A 19,604-nucleotide genomic window follows, 5' to 3' on the forward strand; every position below is an offset into this window, starting at 1 on the left:
CTACGCAGCGGCTCTATCATCGTCGGGTGGTGTTCCCCGAGCGGGTCAAGATGTCGGATGTGGCACGTACCGCCGGCGTCTCGGTGGCAACCGTATCGAAGGTTGTCAATGGGCGTTACGGCGTGGCCCAGGCGACCGTGGAGCGCGTCCAGCAGGTCATCCACGAGCTCGGTTACGAGGCCAGCCTGGGGGCGCAGAGCCTGCGCAGCCACCGCACGAACGTGCTGGGCATCCTGGTCGCCGAATTCGAGCCGTTCTCGACCGAACTGCTCAAGGGGGCGTCCCGGGAGGTCGCCGGCAGCGGGTACCAGCTGCTGGCCTACTCCAGCGGCGACGGCGAAGGTGCCGCCATAGGCTGGGAACGACGCTCGCTGGCCCGCCTGTCCGGAACCCTCATCGACGGCGCCGTGATCGTCACGCCGACCGTGATCGAGACCAAGCACGGCTTCCATGTCGTGGCCGTCGACCCCCATACCGGCCCGTCCGGTCTGCCCACCGTCGACTCGGACAACTTCGCCGGCGCCGTGCTCGCCACCAACTACCTGCTGTCGCTCGGCCACCGTCGCATCGGGCACATCAGCGGACGCCCCGACCTCGAGTCGGCGCGCCTGCGCGAGGCGGGCTTTCGCAAGGCCATGGCCGACGCCGACGTGCCGGTGGACGAGAGGATCGTGCGCGTCGGCGGCTTCCGGACCGAGAGCGCCGCCGGTACGGCCGCGGAACTGCTCTCGCTCCCGGACCGACCGACGGCGATCTTCGCGGGAAACGACCTCTCGGCGATCTCCACGATGAACGTCGCCCGGAGCATGGGCCTCACGGTGCCCGACGACCTGTCCGTCATCGGCTTCGACAACGTCCCGGAGTCGGCGCTGGTGAACCCCCCACTGACGACGATCATGCAACCGCTGCAGCGTATGGGCGCCGAGGCGCTGCGCCTGCTCATCGACCTGATCGCCGGCGTCGAGCGGGACACACACATCCGGCTCCCCACCGAGCTGGTGGTCCGGGCCTCGTGCCGCCCCCACCGGTGATGCCGTCGCCCGAGGTGCGCGCCGGATCGCGCCCCGCCGGGAGTCAGGCGACCAACGGGGCTGCGCTGTCGCGGACGACGAGCTGGGTGGCCAGTTCCACCCGTGGGCTCTCGATCCGCTCACCCTGAGCCAGGCGCAGGATCGTGCGGGCGGCGAGCAGCCCCATCTTCGCGAGGGGCTGCCGGACGGTGGTCAGCGGCGGCGAGCACCACCGGACCTCCGGCAGGTCGTCGAAGCCGACGACGCTGACGTCGTCGGGCACCCGCAGGCCGCGTCGCCGCACGGCTTCGTAGACGCCGAGGGCCATCTGATCACTGGCGGCGAAGATCGCGGTGGGCGGGTCGGGCAGGCGCAGCAGTTGGTTACCGGCGGCGAACCCGGCCTCGTGATAGAAGTTGCCCGGGCGGATCAGCTCCTCGGCGACGCTGAGGCCCGCGGTCTCCAGCGCCGCCCGGTAGCCGTCGAGGCGCGCCCGGCTGCACATCAGCTGCGGCGGCCCGGCGATGAAGCCGATCCGCCGGTGGCCGAGGCCGAGCAGGTACTCGGTCGCGCGCAGGCTGCCCGCCCAGTTGGTCGCGCCGATGGTGGGCGCCTCCTGCGGGGACACCCCGGCGGGGTCGACGATGACGACGGGGATGTTGAGACGGCGCAGCTCGGCCTGCAGCGGCGGTTCGAGGGTGGAGGTCACGAAGATGACCCCCTCGGTGGAGCGGGTGCGCAGGTTGTCCAGCCACTGCCTGGCCGACGAGCTGCGCCGGTGGATCGCGGAGACCACGGTGCCGATGCCGGCCGCGTGTGCGACGTCCTCGACCCCACGGATGATCTCGACCGCCCAGGGGCTGTCCAGGTCGTTGAAGACCAGGTCGATCAGACCGGAGCTGGGCCGCATGCTCGGCCTGCGGCGGCGGTAGCCGTGCCGGGTCAGCAGCTCCTCGACCCGTTCCCGGGTCCGCGGCGCGACGTCGGAGCGGCCGTTGACGACCCGCGACACCGTGGGCACCGAGACACCGGCCAGCCGCGCGATCGCCGCGATCGTGACTTGCCGGGAATCGTCCGAGGCCACCGGTCGCCCTTTCGTCATCGCCCGAGCGTCCGAGGGAAAGTTTCCCGGGCCGGCAGCCCGCTCGGAGCCCCAGGGACTTTCGGTCGGATGCCGGTACTTTCGAGCGCTTGAGGGCACGGTATGACCCGCCGCGTTCCGGGTCAAGGCCCCGCCATGGCTGCTCGGCCGCCACCCCGACCGCCTCCACCGGCCGGCTGGCGCCGGGTCTGCCGTGGTTGACGAGGGGGATCGACAATCGTATTGTTCCGGCTCAGTTACCGGAACTTTGCTCGGAAGTATCGGCTCGGCCAGGCTCGAGCCACGGTTTCCCGCACCGTCCCTCTTGTCGGCGTCCGGCGCGCCACCTGCCGCGCGCCCCGCGCCCTTCCGGTCGACATCCCCGGTCGACCCGTCCCCCGGAGGAAAGCTCATGAAACTACGACGATGGATAGCCGCCGGCGCGGTCGCCGTGGCCACCGCCGCCACCCTCAGCGGCGCACCTGCCACGGCGGGCCGCTCGTACGACCCGGCCGACCAGAGCCTGCGCAACCTCGCGCTGCGCCACGGCCTGGCCGTCGGCACGGCCGTCGACATGGCCGCCCTCAACGACCCCGCCGACCCGCGGTACCGCCAGCTCGCGGCGTCCGAGTTCTCCACGGTCACCGCCGAGAACGAGATGAAGTGGGAGAGCCTGGAGCCGACCCGCGGCACCTACAACTGGGGGCCGGCCGACCAGCTCGTCGCCTTCGCCAAGCAGAACAACCAGCGCGTCCGCGGGCACGTCCTGGTCTGGCACAACCAGCTGCCCGGCTGGCTGACCAGCGGCGTGGCCGACGGCTCCATCAGCAAGGCCGAGCTGCGCGACATCCTGCGCGACCACATCACCACCGTGGTCACCCACTTCAAGGGCAGGATCTGGCAGTGGGACGTGGTCAACGAGGCGGTCAGCGACCCCTGGGACACCCCGTCGACCCTGCACTACAAGGGGTTCTGGGCCCAGCACCTCGGCCCCGGCTACATCGCCGACGCCTTCCGCTGGGCCCGCGCGGCCGACCCGCACGCCCTGCTGTTCTACAACGACTACAACATCGAGGCCTTCGGCTCGGGCGACCCGGCGAACGACAAGACGCAGTTCGTGTACGACATGGCCAAGGACCTGCTGGCCCAGCGCGTGCCGATCGACGGCATCGGCAGCCAGGGCCACCTCGGCACCCAGTACGGCAACTACGACACCCTCCAGGTCGCCGAGGCGCTGCGGAAGTTCGCCGGGCTGGGGCTGGCCACGGCCTTCACCGAGGTCGACGTGCGCAGCCAGCTCACCGAGGGCGTCCAGGCGGGCGACTCGAACGAGATCAACCCGCGGTTGCAGGCCTCGGCGGCGAACTTCAGCGTGCTACTGCAGGCCTGCCTGGCGGAGCGGCGCTGCCTGTCGTTCACCGTCTGGGGCTTCACCGACAAGCACTCCTGGGTGCCCGGCTGGTTCTCCGACCCGCCGGAGGGCCTGGCCACCATCTACGACGAGAACTACCAGCCCAAGCGGGCGTACCAGCTGATGAAGGCCGACCTGATCTTCAGCGGCCCGCCGTACGTCCTGCCGCGCGTCCCGCAGCGACCGCGCCGCTAGGCGCACCGGATCCGGGCGGGGCCGGTCGGTCGACCGGCCCCGCCCGGCCGCGTCCGGAACGCGGCGGTGCCTCAGAATCCCCGGGCGAGCCGGTGGTACGCCTGGCTCCAGCGGATCTCCTGCGCGAACCGGCGCGGCTCCGTGTCGGCGTCGATGACGACCAGCTCCGTCCGGCTCATCTCGGCCAGATCGTGCAGCTCCTCGACCCCCACCGCCTGCGACAGCACGGTGTGGTGCGGGGCGCCCGCGGTGATCCACGCCTCGGCGGAGCCGGCCAGGTGCGGGCGGGGACGCCAGACGGCCCGGGCCACCGGAAGCCGGCGCAGGGGATGCGGCGGGGCCACCACGTCGACCTCGTTGGCGACCAGCCGGAAGCGCTCCCCCATGTCGGCCAGGCCGAGCACGACCGCGGGACCGGGCTCGGCGTCGAAGACCAGCCGGACCGGGTCCTCCCGCCCGCCGATGCTGAGTGGATGGATCTCCACGGAGGGCACGTCCGCGGCGATGCTCGGGCACACCTCGAGCATGTGCGCGCCGAGGACCAGCTCCCGGCCGGGCGTGAGGTCGTAGGTGTAGTCCTCCATGAACGACGTCCCGCCGTCGACCCCGACCGCCATCGCCTTGAGGGCGTGGACCAGGACGGAGGTCTTCCAGTCCCCCTCGCCGCCGAAGCCGTAGCCGTCGGCCATCAGGCGCTGCACGGCGATGCCGGGCAGCTGGCGCAGCCCGCCCAGGTCCTCGAAGTTGGTGGTGAAGGCGCGGAACCCGCCCGCTTCGAGGAAGCCACGCAGGCCGAGCTCCAACCGGGCGGCGTAGCGGAGGGACTCGTGCCGGTCGCCCCCGGGGCGCAGCTCAGGCGCCAACCGGTAGCTGTCGTCGTACTCCTTCACCAGGTCGTCCACCCGCGCGTCGGCGACCTCGCCGACCACCCGGACCAGGTCGTTGACGCCGTAGGTGTTCACCGAGACACCGAAGCGCAGCTCCGCCTCCACCTTGTCGCCCTCGGTCACCGCCACGTCGCGCATGTTGTCGCCGAAGCGGGCCAGCCGCAGCGACCGCATCGCCGACCAGCCGATCGCCGCCCGCGTCCAGGCGCCCACCCGGGACACCACGCGCGGGTCGCTGACGTGTCCGGCGACGGTCTTGCGGGCCACCCCGAGGCGGGTCTGGATGAACCCGAACTCGCGGTCGCCGTGCGCCGCCTGGTTGAGGTTCATGAAGTCCATGTCGATCTCGTCCCACGGCAGCAGGACGTTGGCCTGGGTGTGCAGGTGCAGCAGCGGAGTCCGCAGCGCGTCCAGGCCGGCGATCCACATCTTCGCCGGCGAGAAGGTGTGCATCCAGGCGATCACGCCGACGGCCCCCTGCACGGCGGCGTCCCGGCACACCGCCAGGATGTCGCCGCTGGTGGTCAGGACCGGTTTCCAGACGACCCGGGCGGGGATGTGCGGCGAGTCGTCGAGCGCCGCCGCGATCTGCCGCGACTGGTCGGCCACCTGGCGAAGGGTGTCCTCGCCGTACATGGCCTGACTGCCGGTGAGGAACCAGATCTCAGGCTCAGCGTGCGTTGCCATGGGGTTGCCTTCCGCGAGATGGTCGGTCACTTGTAGCGGATTCCGATCAGACGTTGAAGCAGGATGAACGCGAAGAGCAGGCCGCCGATCACGATCTTGGTCCACCAGGAGTTGAGACTGCCGTCGAAGGTGATCAACGTCTGGATGACCCCGAGGACCAGCACCCCGAGCACGGTGCCGAAGACGTAGCCGGAGCCGCCGGTGAGCACGGTCCCGCCGATGACCACGGCCGCGATGACGTCGAGCTCCATGCCCACGGCGATCAGTGGGGCGCCGGAGAGCGTGTAGAAGGACAGCAGGATGCCGCCGATCGCCGCGCAGAGGCCGCTGATCGTGTAGACGGCGATCCGGGTCCGCCCCACCGGAAGCCCCATCAGCAGCGCGGACTGCGGGTTGCCCCCGATGGCGTACACGTTGCGGCCCAGCCGGGTGTAGGCCAGCGTGTACGCGGCGACGGCGACCACGGCGAAGGCGATGAGCACGCTGATCGAGACGAAGTTCCCGCTCGGGTTCCCGATCCGTTCCTGCGACATACGGGTCCAGAACCCGTCGGTGATCGGAATCGACGAGCCGCTGATGAAGGTGCACATCCCCCGGGCGAAGAACATCCCGGCGAGGGTGACGATGAACGGCTGGATGTCGAAGAAGTGGATCACACAACCCATGAGGAATCCGAGCGTCGGCCCGATGAGCAGCGCGATGAGCAGCACCAGCGCCGCCGGCAGCCCCTCCCTCAGCAGGAACGCCGACACCATCGCGGTCATGGCGACGACCGAGCCGACGGAGAGGTCGATCCCGCCGGTGAGGATCACGAAGGTCATCCCGACCGCGACGACGAGCAGGAAGCCGTTGTCGATGAAGACGTTGAAGACGACCTGGATGTTGGAGAACGCGCGGTACTGGGAGACCCCGACGCCGTACAGGACGAGCAGCAGGGCGAGGGTGGCCAGGACCGGGACGTGCCGTCGGGGCAGTCGTGACCAGGTGCGGGCCGCCATCAGGGACAGGGTGGTCATGCCGGCACCTGCTCCTTCGACTGCTCGGTGACGGTGGCGGGCGCGGCCGCCGGGGCTCGGCGTCGGGCGAACCGGGCCCGGAAGCCCGGTGCCTGGACGAGGCAGACCGCGATGACCACGACCGCCTTGAACAGCAGCGACGTCTGGGGCGAGATGTTCATGGCGTACACCGTGGTGGTGAGGGTCTGGATGAGCAGCGCGCCGAGGATCGTGCCGCCGAGGGAGAACCGGCCACCGGCGAGGGAGGTGCCGCCGATGACCACGGCGAGGATGGCGTCGAGTTCGACCCAGAGACCGGCGGCGTTGCCGTCGGCGCTGGACACGTTGGCCGTCATCATGAATCCGGCGACCGCGGCGCAGGCCGCGCTGATCACGTAGACGAGGAACGTGATCCGCCCGGAGCGGATGCCGGCCAGCCGGCTGGCCCTGGCGTTGCCGCCGACCGACTCGATGATCAGGCCGAGGGCGGTCCGCCGGGTCACCGCGGCGACCAGCACGGCGGCGGCGAGGGCGATGAAGATGGCCAGCGGCAGGGTCAGCAGGTGACCGACGCCGATCGCCTTGTACGGGCCGGAGTTGACGGTCAGGATCTGCCCCTCGGTGATCAGCTGGGCGAGTCCCCGGCCGGCGACCATGAGGATCAGCGTGGCGATGATCGGCTGGATGCCGATGACGGCGACCAGCACGCCGTTCCAGGCGCCCAGCACCAGCGCCACCCCCAGGCCCAGGGCCAGCGCGGTCAGCACGCCGCCGAGGCTGTTCTGGTCGGGCTGACGGCTGATGTGGAGGCAGGCGATGGCGCCGCTGATGGCGCAGAGCGAGCCGACCGACAGGTCGATGCCGCCGGTGGCGATCACCAGCGTCATGCCGAGCGCGACCAGGATCAGTGGCGCGCTCAGCCGCAGGATGTCGATCAGGCTGCCGTACAGGTGGCCGTCCCTCATCTGCACGGAGAGGAAGCCGGGCCGGTAGACGGTGTTGGCGGCCAGCATGACGACGAGGACGGCGACCGGCCAGAAGAGCCGGTGTCTCGTCAGCGCCCGGTATGCGGCCTTTCGGTGGCTCATGACGGCACCCCCTCGTGCCCCGCGCCGGCCGCGATGCTCCGCATGATCCGGTCGGCGTCGACGCTCTCGTCGTTGCGCAGTTGCGTGACCATCTCGCGGTCGCGCATCACGGCGATCTTGTGGCTGAGGCGGAGCACCTCCTCCAGTTCGGCGGAGACGAACAGCACCGCCATTCCGCCGTCGGAGAGCTCGGCGACCAGCCGCTGGATCTCGGTCTTCGCGCCGATGTCGATGCCCCGGGTCGGCTCGTCGAGGATCAGCAGCCGAGGCTCCGTGATGAGCCAGCGCGCGAGCAGCACCTTCTGCTGGTTGCCGCCGGAGAGGTTGCCCACCGGGAGGTCGGGGTCCGCCGGCCGGATGCTCAGGGCGCGCACGTACCGCTCGACCAGTTCGTCCTGGCGGCGGCGGGGCACGGGCCGGAGCCAGCCGCGGGCGGCCTGCAGGGCGAGGATGATGTTCTCCCGCACGGTCAGCTCGGCGATGACGCCCTCGGCGCGCCGGTTCTCGGAGCAGAAGCCGATCCCGCGGGCGATGGCGGCCGCCGGCGTCCGCAGCGACGTGGCGGAGCCGTGCACCCGGACGCTGCCGTGGTCGGCGCGGTCGGCGCCGAACAGCAGCCGCGCCACCTCGGTACGGCCCGAGCCGAGCAGGCCGGCGAGACCGACCACCTCCCCCTCGTGGATGGTCAGGCTGAAGGGTGCCACCGCGGACCGGCGGCCCAGCTCGCGTACGTCCAGCAGCGGCGTGCCCTCCGCCCGCTCGGCGAGGTCGTGCCGGGGCTGCCCGTCGAGCCGTTCCAGCACGCGCAACTCCTTGCCGATCATCTTCTCCACCAGGCTGAGCTGGGGAAGCTCGCTCGTGGCGTACTCGCCGACGAGCTGGCCGTTGCGGAGCACGGTGATCCGGTCGGCGATGCCGTAGACCTGGTCGAGGAAGTGGGTGACGAACAGGATCGCGATGCCGTCGTCGCGCAGTTGCCGCATGACCCGGAACAGCTGCGCGACCTCACCGGCGTCCAGGCTGGAGGTCGGCTCGTCCAGGACCAGGACCCGGGCCTCGATGTCGATGGCGCGGGCGATCGCCACCATCTGCTGCACGGCCAGCGAGTAGCTGCCGAGCTGCGCGTTGACGTCGATGTCCAGGTCGAGCCGGGCGAGCAGGGCGCGGGCCCGGCGGCGCATCTCGCCCCAGCGGACCGCGCCGAGCCGGCGCGGTTCCCGGCCGATGAAGATGTTCTCCGCCACCGAGAGGTTGGTGCACAGGTTGACCTCCTGGTAGACGGTGCTCACCCCGGCGGCGGTGGCCTGCATGGGGCCGGTGAACGACACCTGCTCGCCGCCGAGCGTCACGGTGCCGCGGTCGGCGCCGTAGACCCCGGTCAGCACCTTGATGAGGGTCGACTTGCCGGCGCCGTTCTCCCCCATCAGGGCGTGCACCTCGCCGGGGAAGAGGCGGAAGGACACGTCGTCGAGCGCGCGTACCCCGGGGAAGGACTTGCTGATCCCCGTCATTGTCAGGACTGGATGGCTGCCAGTCATGCCACCGGACCTTTCTGGGAGTGGCGGGAAGGCCCGCGCCGTGCGCGGCCCCGGTCGGTGGGGCCGGCGCGGCGGCCGGGCCCGAGGCCCGGCCGCCGCAACGGATGCCGGGGGGGCGTCGGCCCCCCGCGGTCCGGTCAGTACTTGCGGTTGGGCAGGGCCTCCTTGGCCTGCTCCTGGGTAAAGGTGGTCTCCTTGGTCTCGATCCGGGCCGAGACCTCCTCGCCGTTGTGCACCTTCTTGGCCAGGTCCATGAGCTGGGGACCGAGCAGCGGGCTGCACTCGGCGATGAAATTGAACTTCCCGTCGGCGAGAGCCTGCATGCCGTCCTTGACCGCGTCGACGGTGATGATGGTGATGTCCTTGCCGGGCACCTTGCCGGCGGCGGTGATCGCCTCCAGCGCGCCCAGGCCCATGTCGTCGTTGTGGGCGAACAGCACGTCGATCTTCGGGTTGGCCTTCAGGAACTGCTCCATCACCTGCTTGCCGCCGGCCCGGGTGAAGTCGCCGGACTGCGAGGCGATGATCTTGAGGTTCGGGCTGGCCGCGATCGCCTCGGCGAAGCCCTTCTTCCGGTCGTTCGCCGGCGCCGAACCGGTCGTGCCCTGCAGCTCGACGATGTTGACCGGGCCGGTCGCCGCCTTCTTCTGCTCGACCAGCCACTCCCCCGCGAGCCGGCCCTCCTTCACGAAGTCCGAGCCGAGGAAGGTCTTGTACAGGGACTTGTCGGCGGAGTCGACGGACCGGTCGGTGAGGATCACCGGGATCTTGGCGTCCTTGGCCTCCTTGAGCACGGTGTCCCAGCCGGACTCCACCACCGGCGAGAAGGCGATCACGTCGACCTTCTGCTGGATGAAGTTGCGGATGGCCTTGATCTGGTTCTCCTGCTTCTGCTGGGCGTCGTCGAACTTCAGCTCGATCCCGGCCGCCGCCGCGGCCTCCTTGATCGAGGTGGTGTTCGCCGTACGCCATGCGCTCTCGGCGCCCACCTGGGAGAAGCCCAGCGTGATCGTGCCGTCGTCGCCGTTACCACCCGTGTCGCTGTTGCCGCAGGCCGCCATGCCCGTGGTGAGCAGCGCGGCGGTGAGCACCGCGATGACCTTCCGGGACGGCAGGGGGGTCCTCATTCTCTTCACCGCAATCTCCTCGGGGTAAGCGTTCCGCGAGCAGCACGCCCCGGGAAGGCGTACGCCCTGCGCTGGTGGTGGTGCTGTCAGAGGTGGTGTCCGGGGGTGGTGCGACGCGGACGGCCCGGGTGCGGACCGCCGCGCGATCGGGGCGCCCGTCACGGGCTCCTGGGTGCGGGGAGTCGCTGTCCGTAGACGTTCTGGTAGCGGGCGTGCAGGGCGTCGACGTCGGCCGCCGCCATCGGCAGCGGCTCGCCGAGCGCCCGGGCCAGGTGCGCGGTGCGGGCGACGTCCTCACACATCACCGCGGCCTTCACCGCGGCGCGGGCGTCCCGGCCGATGGTGAAGACGCCGTGGTTGCGCATGAGCACGGCCGGCGAGCGGTGCCCGGCGAGGGTGTCGACGATCCCCTTGCCGATGTCGTCGCCGCCGATCAGGGCGAACGGGCCGACCGGGATCTCGCCGCCGAACTCGTCGGCCTGTGCGGTGAGGTGGCACGGAATCGGCTCGCCACGGACCGCCCAGGCCGTCGCGTACGTGCTGTGGGTGTGCACCACGCCGCCCACCTCCGGCATTGCCCGGTAGACGTAGGCGTGGGCGGCGGTGTCGCTGGACGGCGAGAGGTCACCCTCGACCGCGACCCCGTCGAGGTCGCACACGACCATGTTCTCCGGCGCGAGGTCGTCGTAGTCCACGCCGCTCGGCTTGATGACCATCAGGTCCTGGCCGGGCACCCGGGCGGAGACGTTCCCCGCCGTCCAGGCGACCAACCGGTAGCGGGTGAGTTCGGCGTGCAACCGGGCGACGCTCTCCCGGAGCCGCCGGATCTGACCGGGTCCGGCGCTCATGCGACCACCTCCAGCGGCGTCGTGACCGGCGCTCCCGACCGGTCGACGGCGGCGTTGCGGATCGCGCGCAGGCGGGACATGACCTCGGTGCCGCCGCGACCGAAGTGGTCGTGCAGGGACCGGTACTCGGCGTACAGCGCGTCGTAGGCCCGCGCCCGCCCGGGATCCGGCCGGTAGGCGTCGCGGTCCACCCGGCCCATCGCGGCCGAGGCCGCGTAGACGTCCGGGTACGCGCCCGCCGCGACGGCGGCGTGGATCGCCGAACCCAACGCGGGCCCCTGCGCCGAACCGATGACGCTCAACGGCCGGTTGGTGACGTCGCTGTAGATCTGCATCAGCAGCCGGTTGGCGGTCAGGCCGCCCGCCACCACCAGTTCGCGGATCGGGACCCCCGCCTCGACGAACGCCTCAATGATCATGCGGGTGCCGTAGGCCGTCGACTCCAGCAGCGCCCGGTAGACGTCCGCCGGCCGGGTGGCCAGGGTGAGCCCCACGACGAGACCGCTCAGGTCGTGGTTGACCAGCAGGGAGCGGTTGCCGTTCCACCAGTCGAGGGCGATCAGCCCGTGGCCGCCGACCGGCTGCGCCGCGGCCAGCTCGGAGAGGCGCTCGTGCGAATCCGCGCCGGCCGGCGCGGCGTGTTCGACGAACCAGCCGAAGATGTCGCCGACGCCGCTCTGTCCGGCCTCGTACCCCCAGGCGCCCGGGCTGAGTCCACCTTCGACGACGCCGCACATGCCCGGCACCTCCGCCAGCCCGGCGCCGTTGACCACGTGGCAGGTCGAGGTGCCCATGATGGCGACCAGGTGGCCGGGCAGCAGGGCCTGGGCCGAGGCGGCGGTGACGTGGGCGTCGACGTTGCCGGCCGCGACCGCGATGCCCTCGGGCAGGCCCGTCCACGCGGCGGCCTGCGCGGTGAGGGCGCCGGCCCGGGCGCCCATCGGCAGCAGCGGACCGTCCAGCTTGGCGACGAAGTCGGCGAACCCGGGGTCCAGCGCCGCCAGGAACTCCCGGGACGGGTAGCGGCCGTCCTGCCGGATGCCCTTGTAGCCGGCGGTGCAGATGTTGCGGGTCTCCGCCCCGCACAACTGCCAGACGATCCAGTCGGCCGCCTCGACGAACCGCGCGGCGTGCCGGTACAGCTCGGGATCCTCGTCGAGGAGCTGCAGACCCTTGGCGAACTGCCACTCGGCGGAGATCTTCCCGCCGTACCGGTGGAGCCACGGCTCGCGGCGCTCCCGGGCCAGGGCGTTGATCCGGTCGGCCTGCGGCTGCCCGGCGTGGTGCTTCCACAGCTTCACCCAGGCGTGCGGCCGGCTCCGCAGGTCGGGCACCTCGCAGAGCGGGGTGCCGTCCGCGAGGGTGGGCAGGACGGTGCAGGCGGTGAAGTCGGTGGCGATGCCGATCACCCGGGCCGGGTCGATCCCCGCGGCCGCCACGGCGGCGGGCACCGCCCGGCGCAGCACGTCCCGGTAGTCATCGGGGTCCTGCAACGCCCAGTCCGGCGGGAGCGGCGCCCCGTCCGGCAGCGCGGACTCGATCACCCCGTGCCGGTACTCGTGGACCGCGGTGCCGAGCTCCGCCCCGTCACCGGTCCGGACCACCAGCGCCCGGCCCGACAGCGTGCCGAAGTCGACCCCGACGACGTACCGGTCCCCCGGTCCGTCCACACTCGCCATCTCCACCTCCCCGTGTCCTGGCTCACATTGTTAGCGCTCACATCGGCACGGGTCAAGATGCCGCCGGCAACACTCCCGTAACGGCAAAGTCATCGGAGCACCCTCGGTCTGACCGGGCCGGGACGGCGGGGCTCTTGTTAACGATCACAGCTCGACGACGGCGCCCGGGAACCCGTGACGTCGCACCAGGCAGCGCCTCACCGGCGCCGCGTCGGGAACCTGCCGCCGGCGGTCAGCGGGGCGGGGCGGCGACGCTCTGCCGGGGAATCAGGGTCGGCGCGATGGTCTGCCGCGACTCACCGACCGCACCGGACTCGATCTGCGCCAGCAGCAGGCCCAGGCTGGCCCGGGCCACCGCGGCGAAGTCCGGCCGGACCGTGGTCAACGGCGGGATGAAGTACGCCGCCTCGGGCACGTCGTCGAAGCCCACCACACTGATCTCGTCCGGCACCCGGCGGCCGTACTCGTGCAGGGCCCGCAACACGCCCAGCGCCAGGTGATCGTTGGCCGTGAAGATGGCCGTCACCTCGGGCACGCGCGCCAGCATCTGCCCGCACCGGTAGCCCGACGCCGCCGACCAGTCCCCCGGCACCAGCGGCGGCACCTCGGCACCCGCGGCCCGCAACGCCTCCCGCCAGCCCTCGATCCGCCCGGCGCTGTCGAACCAGTCGGCCGGCCCGGACACGTGCCACACCGTGCGGTGTCCCGCGTCCAACAGGTGCCGCGTCGCCTCGCGCGCACCCGCCACCTGGTCCACCGTCACCAGCGGCACCGGACGACGCGGATCGCCGTCGACCGTCACCAGGGGAACGTCCTTCGGCAGATGCTCCAACGCCTCGCCGGCCGACTCGACGGGAGCGATCACGACGATTCCCGCCACCCGATGCGCCAGGTGTCGTTCCACGGCCGCGGAGATGGAGACCCGGTCCAGGTCCCGCACGCTGCCCACGCTGACCGCGAAGCCCTCCTCGGCGGCGGTCTGCTCCAGCGCCGCCAGCAACGACGCCGGGCCGTAGAGGGTCGTGTTCTGCGCCACCACACCGATGACCTGCGACCGGCCAGTCACCAGGGCGCGAGCGGCCCGGTTGGGCCGGTATCCCAACTCGGTGATCGCCGCCTGCACCCGCAGCCGGGTCTGCTCACGGACGTTGGGATGCCCGTTCAGCACCCGCGACACGGTTTGATGGGAAACCCCGGCGAGGCGGGCCACATCCGTCATCGCGGGACCACGCACGGCACTCATCCTCCCCGCCAGACCTGGACCCGGCGCCCGGCGGCCGGCGCCGGAGCGGCCTGGACGGCCCGTCCGCAACCCCACTCGGCCCCGGCACGGCACCAGGGCGGACCCGCAAAGGCCAGCGCCAGTGTACGCCCAGCGGCCGTCCCGCCCCCGACGGCGAGCGCCCACACCCTCACGTCCGAAGATCAATAGGCCGACCGCGGCGGACGCGCCGGTGGACACCGCGCTAACGGAGTGCGGCGTCGCCGAGGGGCGTCCGTCGGTAGCGGATCTCGTGCCGGTGCCGTTCCCCGGCCACGAACCCGGCGTCGCGCAGCACCGACAGGTGCTCGGAGACCGTACCGGCGGCCAGCGCGTGACGGTGGGCCAGCGAGGTCGTGCTGGCCGGCTCGTCGAGGCTGAGCAGCAGCGCCGCCCGGGTCCTGCCGATCAGCCGTCCCAGCGCGGCGTGCCGATCGGTGGACAGGGGCTGCCAGAGCGTGCCGAGCCCTCGCGCCGGATAGATCACGGTGGGCTGCCACGGCGGGTCCACGATGACGACGACCTGATCCCACTTGAAGGCGCTGGGCACCAGGACGAGCCCCTCGCCGCGCAGGTCGCGATGCTCGTCGTCGCCGTACTCGCGGGTCAGCACGCCGTTGGTCCAGCGCAGTCGGGGATGCAACTCGGCGAACAGCCGGTCCAGGCCGCCTTCGGCGAGACGCCGGGTCTGGAAGCCCACATCGGCGTCGAGCAGCCCGCGTACCTGTGGCCAGTACGGTTCGACCAGGGCCTCCCACGCCTGCTTCACGAGTGTGACAAGCGTCTGGAGCACGACGGCCGGGTCGCCCAGCAGGAGGCGTCCCGTCGCCGATTCGGCCGCCCCCGGGGTGTCCGCCAGTGACCGTCGCACCTCTGCGCGTACCCGCTCATGGTCGGTGGCCGCCACCGCCGCGAGTTCGTCCTCGAACCGGACGTGCGGGCTGACCGGAGGGGGCGAGAGGAAGTCGGGGGTGTAGCCGCGGCGCGGCTGGAGCAGGGCGATCGGCCGGAGGTCGAGCGCCCGCGGGTCGAGGGTGTCGAGCCAGCGGCGGTGGGGGCCGACGCCTTCCCGCGGGGAGAGCAGGCGCACCGCGGACAGCGTTTCGACCATGGGTGAAATGGCGAAGCGGCAGCGCAGCAGGTCGACGGTGCCGAACCGCAGCGTGATCGCCATCCGCACCGCCCCAGAGAAGAGATTCGGCCCTCGCCGAATCACTGGCGGCCACCGTACCAGCGCTCGCACAGTTCTCCCCGTACGGACCGATGATCACGAGGAGAAGACGATGAACCCGAGCGCCGACTGGGAGCAGCGCAGCGCGGACCTGTGGGCGGCCTTCAACGCGGGGCCCGACGACTGGGACGAGGAGGAGTTCCGCGAGCGGGTCGACGCCCTCGCCGCGGAGTTGGGGCCGGATCATCCGGTGGCGGCGTTCGAGCGGGCCTGCGCCTGGGACTCGACCGGCCATTCGGACAGGGCGGTCCCGCTCTACCGCACGGCGCTGGAACTGGGCATCGACGGCATCCGCCGGCGGCGCTCCGTGATCCAGATGTCCAGCTCGCTACGGAACATCGGGCAGGCCGAGGAGAGCGTCCGGCTGCTGACCGAGGAGCGCGAGCGCGGCTCCGACGAGCTCGACGACGCGGTCAGTGCGACGCTCGCGCTGGCGCTGACCAGCGTCGGCCGGGAGCGGGAGGCGGTGTCGATCGCTGTCGGGGCGCTCGCCAAACACCTGCCGCGCTACCAGCGGTCGATGGCCAACTACGCCCGGCTCCTGGTCGAGCCCCACTGAGCCGTGTTGCCGGGCGCCCCCGGCGGGTCAGGGCGCGGTGGGTTCGCACTCCGCCGTGTACGTGTCGAAGGCGACCGTCACCGTGCCGTCGGCGTTGAGGGTCGTGTGGTTCGTGATCCGGAGCGAGGCGTCGTTGCCCGGCCCCGGCCCTACGATCTTGAACACCAGTTGCTGTGTGGAGGTGATCGGCAGCCCGCCGGAACCCTCGTTGTAGGCGAAGAGGTTTACCCGGGTGCTGACGTAGCGGTCCCCCGTCGTCGCACCTGTGCCGTGGACGTGGGACTGGGTCTCGACGATGTGCACGTGGAAGCCGCCGGTCTCGTCGACGGTCACGTGGTACAGCTCGGAGAACGTGCCGTCGAAGTCGACGACCTCGCCGAGGCCGCCGTTGGCGCAGGGCAGGACGACGGAGAGATCCAGCGGGGCCCGGAGGATCCGGGTGGTCGTGTCGGCGGCGTACGCGGGCGCCGGCCCGGCCACGAGCACGAGCGACGGCGCGAGCAGCGCCACCGCCGAGGCGAGCCGGGCCCTGCCGGTGGACCTGATCTTCTGCATGGCGGTCGTCCCTCCAGGCGGACGCCCCGGCCGCGACCGACCGGGTCCACTCCGGAATGTGCTCTCGACGGGTGAGGGTGTCAATACCGTGCGCGTGTCGCGGCGGGTCGGCGCGTCAGCCGGCGCCGAGCGCCGCCCGGGCTGCCGCGTCCTGGCGTGCCAGGATGCCGCGCCAGTCCCGGACGATCGAGGGGTCGGCGCCGAGCACCTCGGTCTGGACCACGGCGAGCCGGGTGTACGCGATCCGCAGGTAGCCGGTGCTCGCCTTGCACCGGGTGTCGGCCCTGGTCGCCGGGTGCGTGCGGACGTCGGTTCCGGCCGGCAGCGTCGCCAGCAGCCGGAGCGGATCCGGCGCGGTGAAGCCGGCCCGGTTCATACAGCGCCGCCACCCGGCGTTCGCCGCCCGGAACCCGCTGTCCTGGTCGAGAAGGTCCCGGGACCGCTGCTCCGCCTCGAACAGCAGCACCCGCAGCTGGATCCAGCGCTGCCGCGCGTCACCGAGCAGCCGCTGCTCGGCCTCGGCGAGGCACCCGGTCGCGGGGCGGGACACCGACAGCCTCTCGCCCCTGCCGGACAGGCGCTTCTCCGGGTCGCCGTAGAGCGCGCGGGTGTAGGCCACCGCGTCGGGCCGTTGCTCCTCCCGTACCGACCGCGCCCGGTCGGCGTCGGGCGCGTCGAGCGATTCGAGGCCGAACGGGCGTGGGCCCTCCGCCGCGTGACCCGCCTTCGCCGGTGGTGGGGCGGTGTAGGTCAGGCCCACCTTGGCCATGCAGGCGGTGACGAGGCGCTGCTGCGCGGTGTCGATGCGCTCGTCCGTCCTGGTCCGCGTGTAGACCAGACGGTAGATCGGTGGCATCGTGCGCAGGTGCGCGAGCGCCGGCCCGGCCTGCTCGGCGGGATCGGCCGGGGAGGCCGACGCCCCGAGGGCCCACCCGGCGCCCGCGACGACGAGTACGAGCCGGAGGGCACGGCCGAGCCGGCCGCCCGGCGACCGCTGGTCGCCGGACGAGCCGCCTCTGCTGTCGGTCAGAAGCATCGGATCGGGGTGGCGGGTCGCAGGAGCAGCGAACTCGCCTCGTCGCGCTGGCCGACCCAGTTGCCGTTGATGCCGTCGTCCGACAGCTGTGAGGCGTTGACCGAGCTGCCCGGGTTGACGCAGAACACGAGGCCGCCACCGTTACCGATGTCGTAGTAGTAGTGGCTCTCGTATCCGCCGGTGCTGGAGTTGCTGGCCGACCACACGTTGTCGTTGACGACCACGCTGGTGCCGCTGAAGTAGTCGTCGGTGAAGTTGCTGTCGCTGTTGAAGTACGAGTGCTTCGCACTGCCGAGCCCGGCGACGAAGACGCAGTGGTTGCCCGGGTCACAGTACGGTCCGGCCGACGCCGGCGCAGCCGCGATCACGCTCCCGGCGATGCCGACGCCCGCGAACCCGACGGCCAGCCCGAGCCGCTTGAGCATTCCTGTCCTCACGATGCCGCCTCCCATGCATTGACTGACGCTGATCCCTCTGGCCACCACCGTCACAGCTCGCGCCGGGGGGTGCCAGGAGAATGACCGGCGAATGACCGGCAGTCGGCAGATCGGCGGGGCCCACAGTTCGGGCCGCGGCTCGACAACGCGACGATGATCGATGACCATCTTTGTTCATGACCATCCGAGCCGCCGACGGCCCGCCGACCGCCGAGGGCGCCGACCACAGCGGGATCCCCGCGGCCCCGAGCCGCGGCCGGCGGATCCGGTGGCGTCGGCTACGCCACGAATGGACGGGCGCGGTGGTCGGTGGCGTGCTGCTGGCGGTGGCGCTGACGTGGCCCACGATGCGGCATCCGGCGAGCACGGTCCCCGGCGACCTCGGCGACCCGACGTTGCAGGCGTGGCAGCTCGCCTGGGCGGGGCACGCCGTGCTGACGCAGCCCTTCGACCTCTGGCACTCGAACACGTTCTACCCCGAGACGTACACGTTCGCCTACAGCGACACCCTGCTCGGGTACGCACCGGCGGGCGCGCTCGGCTCGGGCTTCGAGGCCGCCCTGGTGCGCTACAACGTCATGTACGTGCTGGTGCACGCGTTGGCGTTCGTCGGAGCGTACGCGCTGGTCCGGCAGCTCGGGGCGGGCCGGTGGGGCGGCGCGGTCGCCGGGGTCGCGTGGGCGTACGCGCCGTGGCGGCTGGCGCACGCGGGTCACCTCAACATCCTGTCCAGCGGCGGGATCGCGTTGGCCCTGGCGATGCTGGCCCGCGGTCACGGCTGGTCGCTGCGGCACGGGTACCGGCCGGAGCGACGCCGACCGGGCTGGGCGCTGGCCGGGTGGCTCGTCGCCGCCTGGCAGGTCACCCTGGGCTTCGGCATCGGGCTGCCCCTGGTCTACTTCCTGCTCGCCGCGGTGCTGGTGACCGCCGGCGGCTACGGCTGGTCGTGGTGGCGGCGACGGGAGAGACCCCCGTTCGGCCGCCGGTTGCTGCTGGCGGACCTGGCCGGTGGGCTCCTCTTCGGCGCGGTGACGCTGCTGCTGGGCCTGGTCTACCTGCGGGTCGTCGACCTCAATCCGCAGGCCGTACGGACCCTGGACTGGACGGAGAGCTTCTCGCCGCCGCTGCTGGGCTTCGTCACCGCCCCGGCGGACTCCTGGTTGTGGGGTGAGCGGCACGCGGCGGCCCGGGAACAGCTGTCCTGGCCCCCGGAGATGGCGTTGCTGCCCGGGATGGCCCTGATCGGGATGGCCATGGCGGGCCTGTTCGTCTCGGTGTACCCGGTCCGGCACCGGATCGCGTTGGGGCTCGGCGTCCTCGGGACGGTGCTGCTGGGGCTCGGCGCCACCCTCGGTGGCGACGGCGACCCCGGCTACCTCACGCTCTCCCGGCACCTGCCCGGGTGGGACGCGCTGCGGACGCCGGGCCGGATGATGCACTGGACCAGCCTGCTGCTGGCGGTGCTGGCGGCCGGGCTGGTGACGGCGTTCGCCGAGTCGGCGCGGCGGTCGCCCGCCCGGAGGCGGACGCGGGTCCTGGCGTCGGCGGCCCTCCTGGTGCCCCTGGCCCTGGTCGGCCTGGAGGGGGTCAACCGCACGCCGCACCCGGTGGTGCCGCGGCCACCGGCCGCGCTGCGGGTGGCGGAGGAACCCGTCCTGCTGCTGCCGATCGGCGGCACGAACGACCTGCACTACATGCTGTGGACGACCGACGGGTTCCCCCGGGTGACGAACGGGCTGGGCGGTTTCGAGCCCGTCACCCAGGCGCAGACCCGGGCGGCGGCGACCTCGTTCCCCGACCCCGGCAGCGTGGCCTACCTGCGCGGCATCGGGGTGCGGTCGGTGGTGGCCCTGCCCGACCGGGCCGTCGGGACGCCGTGGGAGGGCATCGCGGCCCGGCCGGTCGACGGCCTGGGCATCACCAGGGAGGACCACGACGGCGTGCTGGTCTACCACCTCGACCAGGCGGGCGGGTGACGA

At 71.9% G+C, this 19,604-nt stretch carries 17 protein-coding genes; 4 read left to right on the forward strand and 13 right to left on the reverse strand.

Features of this window, described 5'->3' with window-relative positions; translation table 11 throughout:
• The first annotated feature begins 26 nt into the window (after nucleotides 1-26).
• Complete coding sequence (locus ACW0Q9_RS04165; protein ID WP_456178514.1) at nucleotides 27-1,031, forward strand: LacI family DNA-binding transcriptional regulator; 1,005 nt, start codon at nucleotides 27-29, stop codon at nucleotides 1,029-1,031.
• Nucleotides 1,032-1,074: 43 nt separating this feature from the next.
• On the opposite strand, the gene ACW0Q9_RS04170 is transcribed toward ACW0Q9_RS04165, so the two are convergent.
• Nucleotides 1,075-2,112 (reverse strand): LacI family DNA-binding transcriptional regulator, encoded by a 1,038-nt coding sequence (locus ACW0Q9_RS04170; protein WP_456178516.1) that lies wholly within the window; start codon nucleotides 2,110-2,112, stop codon nucleotides 1,075-1,077.
• 391 nt (nucleotides 2,113-2,503) lie between these two features.
• On the opposite strand from ACW0Q9_RS04170, the gene ACW0Q9_RS04175 reads away from it, so the two are divergent.
• Nucleotides 2,504-3,697 carry an endo-1,4-beta-xylanase gene (locus ACW0Q9_RS04175; RefSeq protein WP_456178517.1) on the forward strand — a complete coding sequence of 398 codons (1,194 nt, stop codon included), beginning with the start codon at nucleotides 2,504-2,506 and terminating at the stop codon, nucleotides 3,695-3,697.
• Nucleotides 3,698-3,768: 71 nt separating this feature from the next.
• Here ACW0Q9_RS04175 and araA read toward each other — a convergent pair whose 3' ends face one another.
• The 9 genes from araA to ACW0Q9_RS04220 all read right to left on the reverse strand — a co-directional run bounded on the left by araA (nucleotide 3,769) and on the right by ACW0Q9_RS04220 (nucleotide 14,981).
• Complete coding sequence (gene araA, locus ACW0Q9_RS04180) at nucleotides 3,769-5,271, reverse strand: L-arabinose isomerase (protein ID WP_456178519.1); 1,503 nt, start codon at nucleotides 5,269-5,271, stop codon at nucleotides 3,769-3,771.
• Between the two features lie 26 nt (nucleotides 5,272-5,297).
• Complete coding sequence (gene yjfF, locus ACW0Q9_RS04185; RefSeq protein ID WP_456178520.1) at nucleotides 5,298-6,287, reverse strand: galactofuranose ABC transporter, permease protein YjfF; 990 nt, start codon at nucleotides 6,285-6,287, stop codon at nucleotides 5,298-5,300.
• A complete protein-coding gene (locus ACW0Q9_RS04190; RefSeq protein WP_456178521.1) occupies nucleotides 6,284-7,354 on the reverse strand; it encodes an ABC transporter permease in 1,071 nt (356 codons plus the stop codon). Before ACW0Q9_RS04190 ends, yjfF begins: the two co-directional genes overlap by 4 nt.
• Nucleotides 7,351-8,892: a sugar ABC transporter ATP-binding protein gene (locus ACW0Q9_RS04195; protein ID WP_456178522.1), complete on the reverse strand. Its 1,542-nt coding sequence runs from the start codon at nucleotides 8,890-8,892 to the stop codon at nucleotides 7,351-7,353. Before ACW0Q9_RS04195 ends, ACW0Q9_RS04190 begins: the two co-directional genes overlap by 4 nt.
• 137 nt (nucleotides 8,893-9,029) lie before the next feature.
• Nucleotides 9,030-10,019 (reverse strand): ABC transporter substrate-binding protein, encoded by a 990-nt coding sequence (locus tag ACW0Q9_RS04200; protein WP_456178524.1) that lies wholly within the window; start codon nucleotides 10,017-10,019, stop codon nucleotides 9,030-9,032.
• A gap of 158 nt (nucleotides 10,020-10,177) precedes the next feature.
• A complete protein-coding gene (locus tag ACW0Q9_RS04205) occupies nucleotides 10,178-10,867 on the reverse strand; it encodes an L-ribulose-5-phosphate 4-epimerase (RefSeq protein ID WP_456178525.1) in 690 nt (229 codons plus the stop codon).
• A complete protein-coding gene (araB, locus tag ACW0Q9_RS04210; RefSeq protein ID WP_456178527.1) occupies nucleotides 10,864-12,546 on the reverse strand; it encodes a ribulokinase in 1,683 nt (560 codons plus the stop codon). The genes ACW0Q9_RS04205 and araB overlap by 4 nt, the downstream gene beginning before the upstream one ends.
• 232 nt (nucleotides 12,547-12,778) lie before the next feature.
• The gene (locus tag ACW0Q9_RS04215; RefSeq protein ID WP_456178528.1) at nucleotides 12,779-13,765 is read right to left on the reverse strand and encodes a LacI family DNA-binding transcriptional regulator; all 987 of its coding nucleotides are present in this window, start codon (nucleotides 13,763-13,765) and stop codon (nucleotides 12,779-12,781) included.
• A 247-nt stretch (nucleotides 13,766-14,012) separates the two neighbouring features.
• Nucleotides 14,013-14,981: a DUF5937 family protein gene (locus tag ACW0Q9_RS04220; protein ID WP_456178530.1), complete on the reverse strand. Its 969-nt coding sequence runs from the start codon at nucleotides 14,979-14,981 to the stop codon at nucleotides 14,013-14,015.
• A gap of 109 nt (nucleotides 14,982-15,090) precedes the next feature.
• On the opposite strand from ACW0Q9_RS04220, the gene ACW0Q9_RS04225 reads away from it, so the two are divergent.
• The gene (locus ACW0Q9_RS04225; RefSeq protein ID WP_456178531.1) at nucleotides 15,091-15,597 is read left to right on the forward strand and encodes a tetratricopeptide repeat protein; all 507 of its coding nucleotides are present in this window, start codon (nucleotides 15,091-15,093) and stop codon (nucleotides 15,595-15,597) included.
• Nucleotides 15,598-15,624: 27 nt separating this feature from the next.
• On the opposite strand, the gene ACW0Q9_RS04230 is transcribed toward ACW0Q9_RS04225, so the two are convergent.
• From ACW0Q9_RS04230 to ACW0Q9_RS04240, 3 genes are all read right to left on the reverse strand, one after another.
• Nucleotides 15,625-16,152, reverse strand: a complete 528-nt coding sequence (locus tag ACW0Q9_RS04230; protein ID WP_456178533.1) for a hypothetical protein — start codon at nucleotides 16,150-16,152, stop codon at nucleotides 15,625-15,627.
• 115 nt (nucleotides 16,153-16,267) lie between these two features.
• The gene (locus tag ACW0Q9_RS04235) at nucleotides 16,268-17,188 is read right to left on the reverse strand and encodes a hypothetical protein (RefSeq protein ID WP_456178534.1); all 921 of its coding nucleotides are present in this window, start codon (nucleotides 17,186-17,188) and stop codon (nucleotides 16,268-16,270) included.
• Complete coding sequence (locus ACW0Q9_RS04240) at nucleotides 17,179-17,625, reverse strand: hypothetical protein (RefSeq protein WP_456178535.1); 447 nt, start codon at nucleotides 17,623-17,625, stop codon at nucleotides 17,179-17,181. Before ACW0Q9_RS04240 ends, ACW0Q9_RS04235 begins: the two co-directional genes overlap by 10 nt.
• Before the next feature lie 176 nt (nucleotides 17,626-17,801).
• Here ACW0Q9_RS04240 and ACW0Q9_RS04245 point away from each other — a divergent pair, with 176 nt between their 5' ends.
• On the forward strand, nucleotides 17,802-19,601 hold the full coding sequence (locus tag ACW0Q9_RS04245; protein WP_456178537.1) for a hypothetical protein: 1,800 nt from the start codon (nucleotides 17,802-17,804) through the stop codon (nucleotides 19,599-19,601).
• The last annotated feature ends 3 nt before the right edge of the window (nucleotides 19,602-19,604 follow it).

This window comes from Micromonospora sp. I033 (assembly GCF_053890995.1).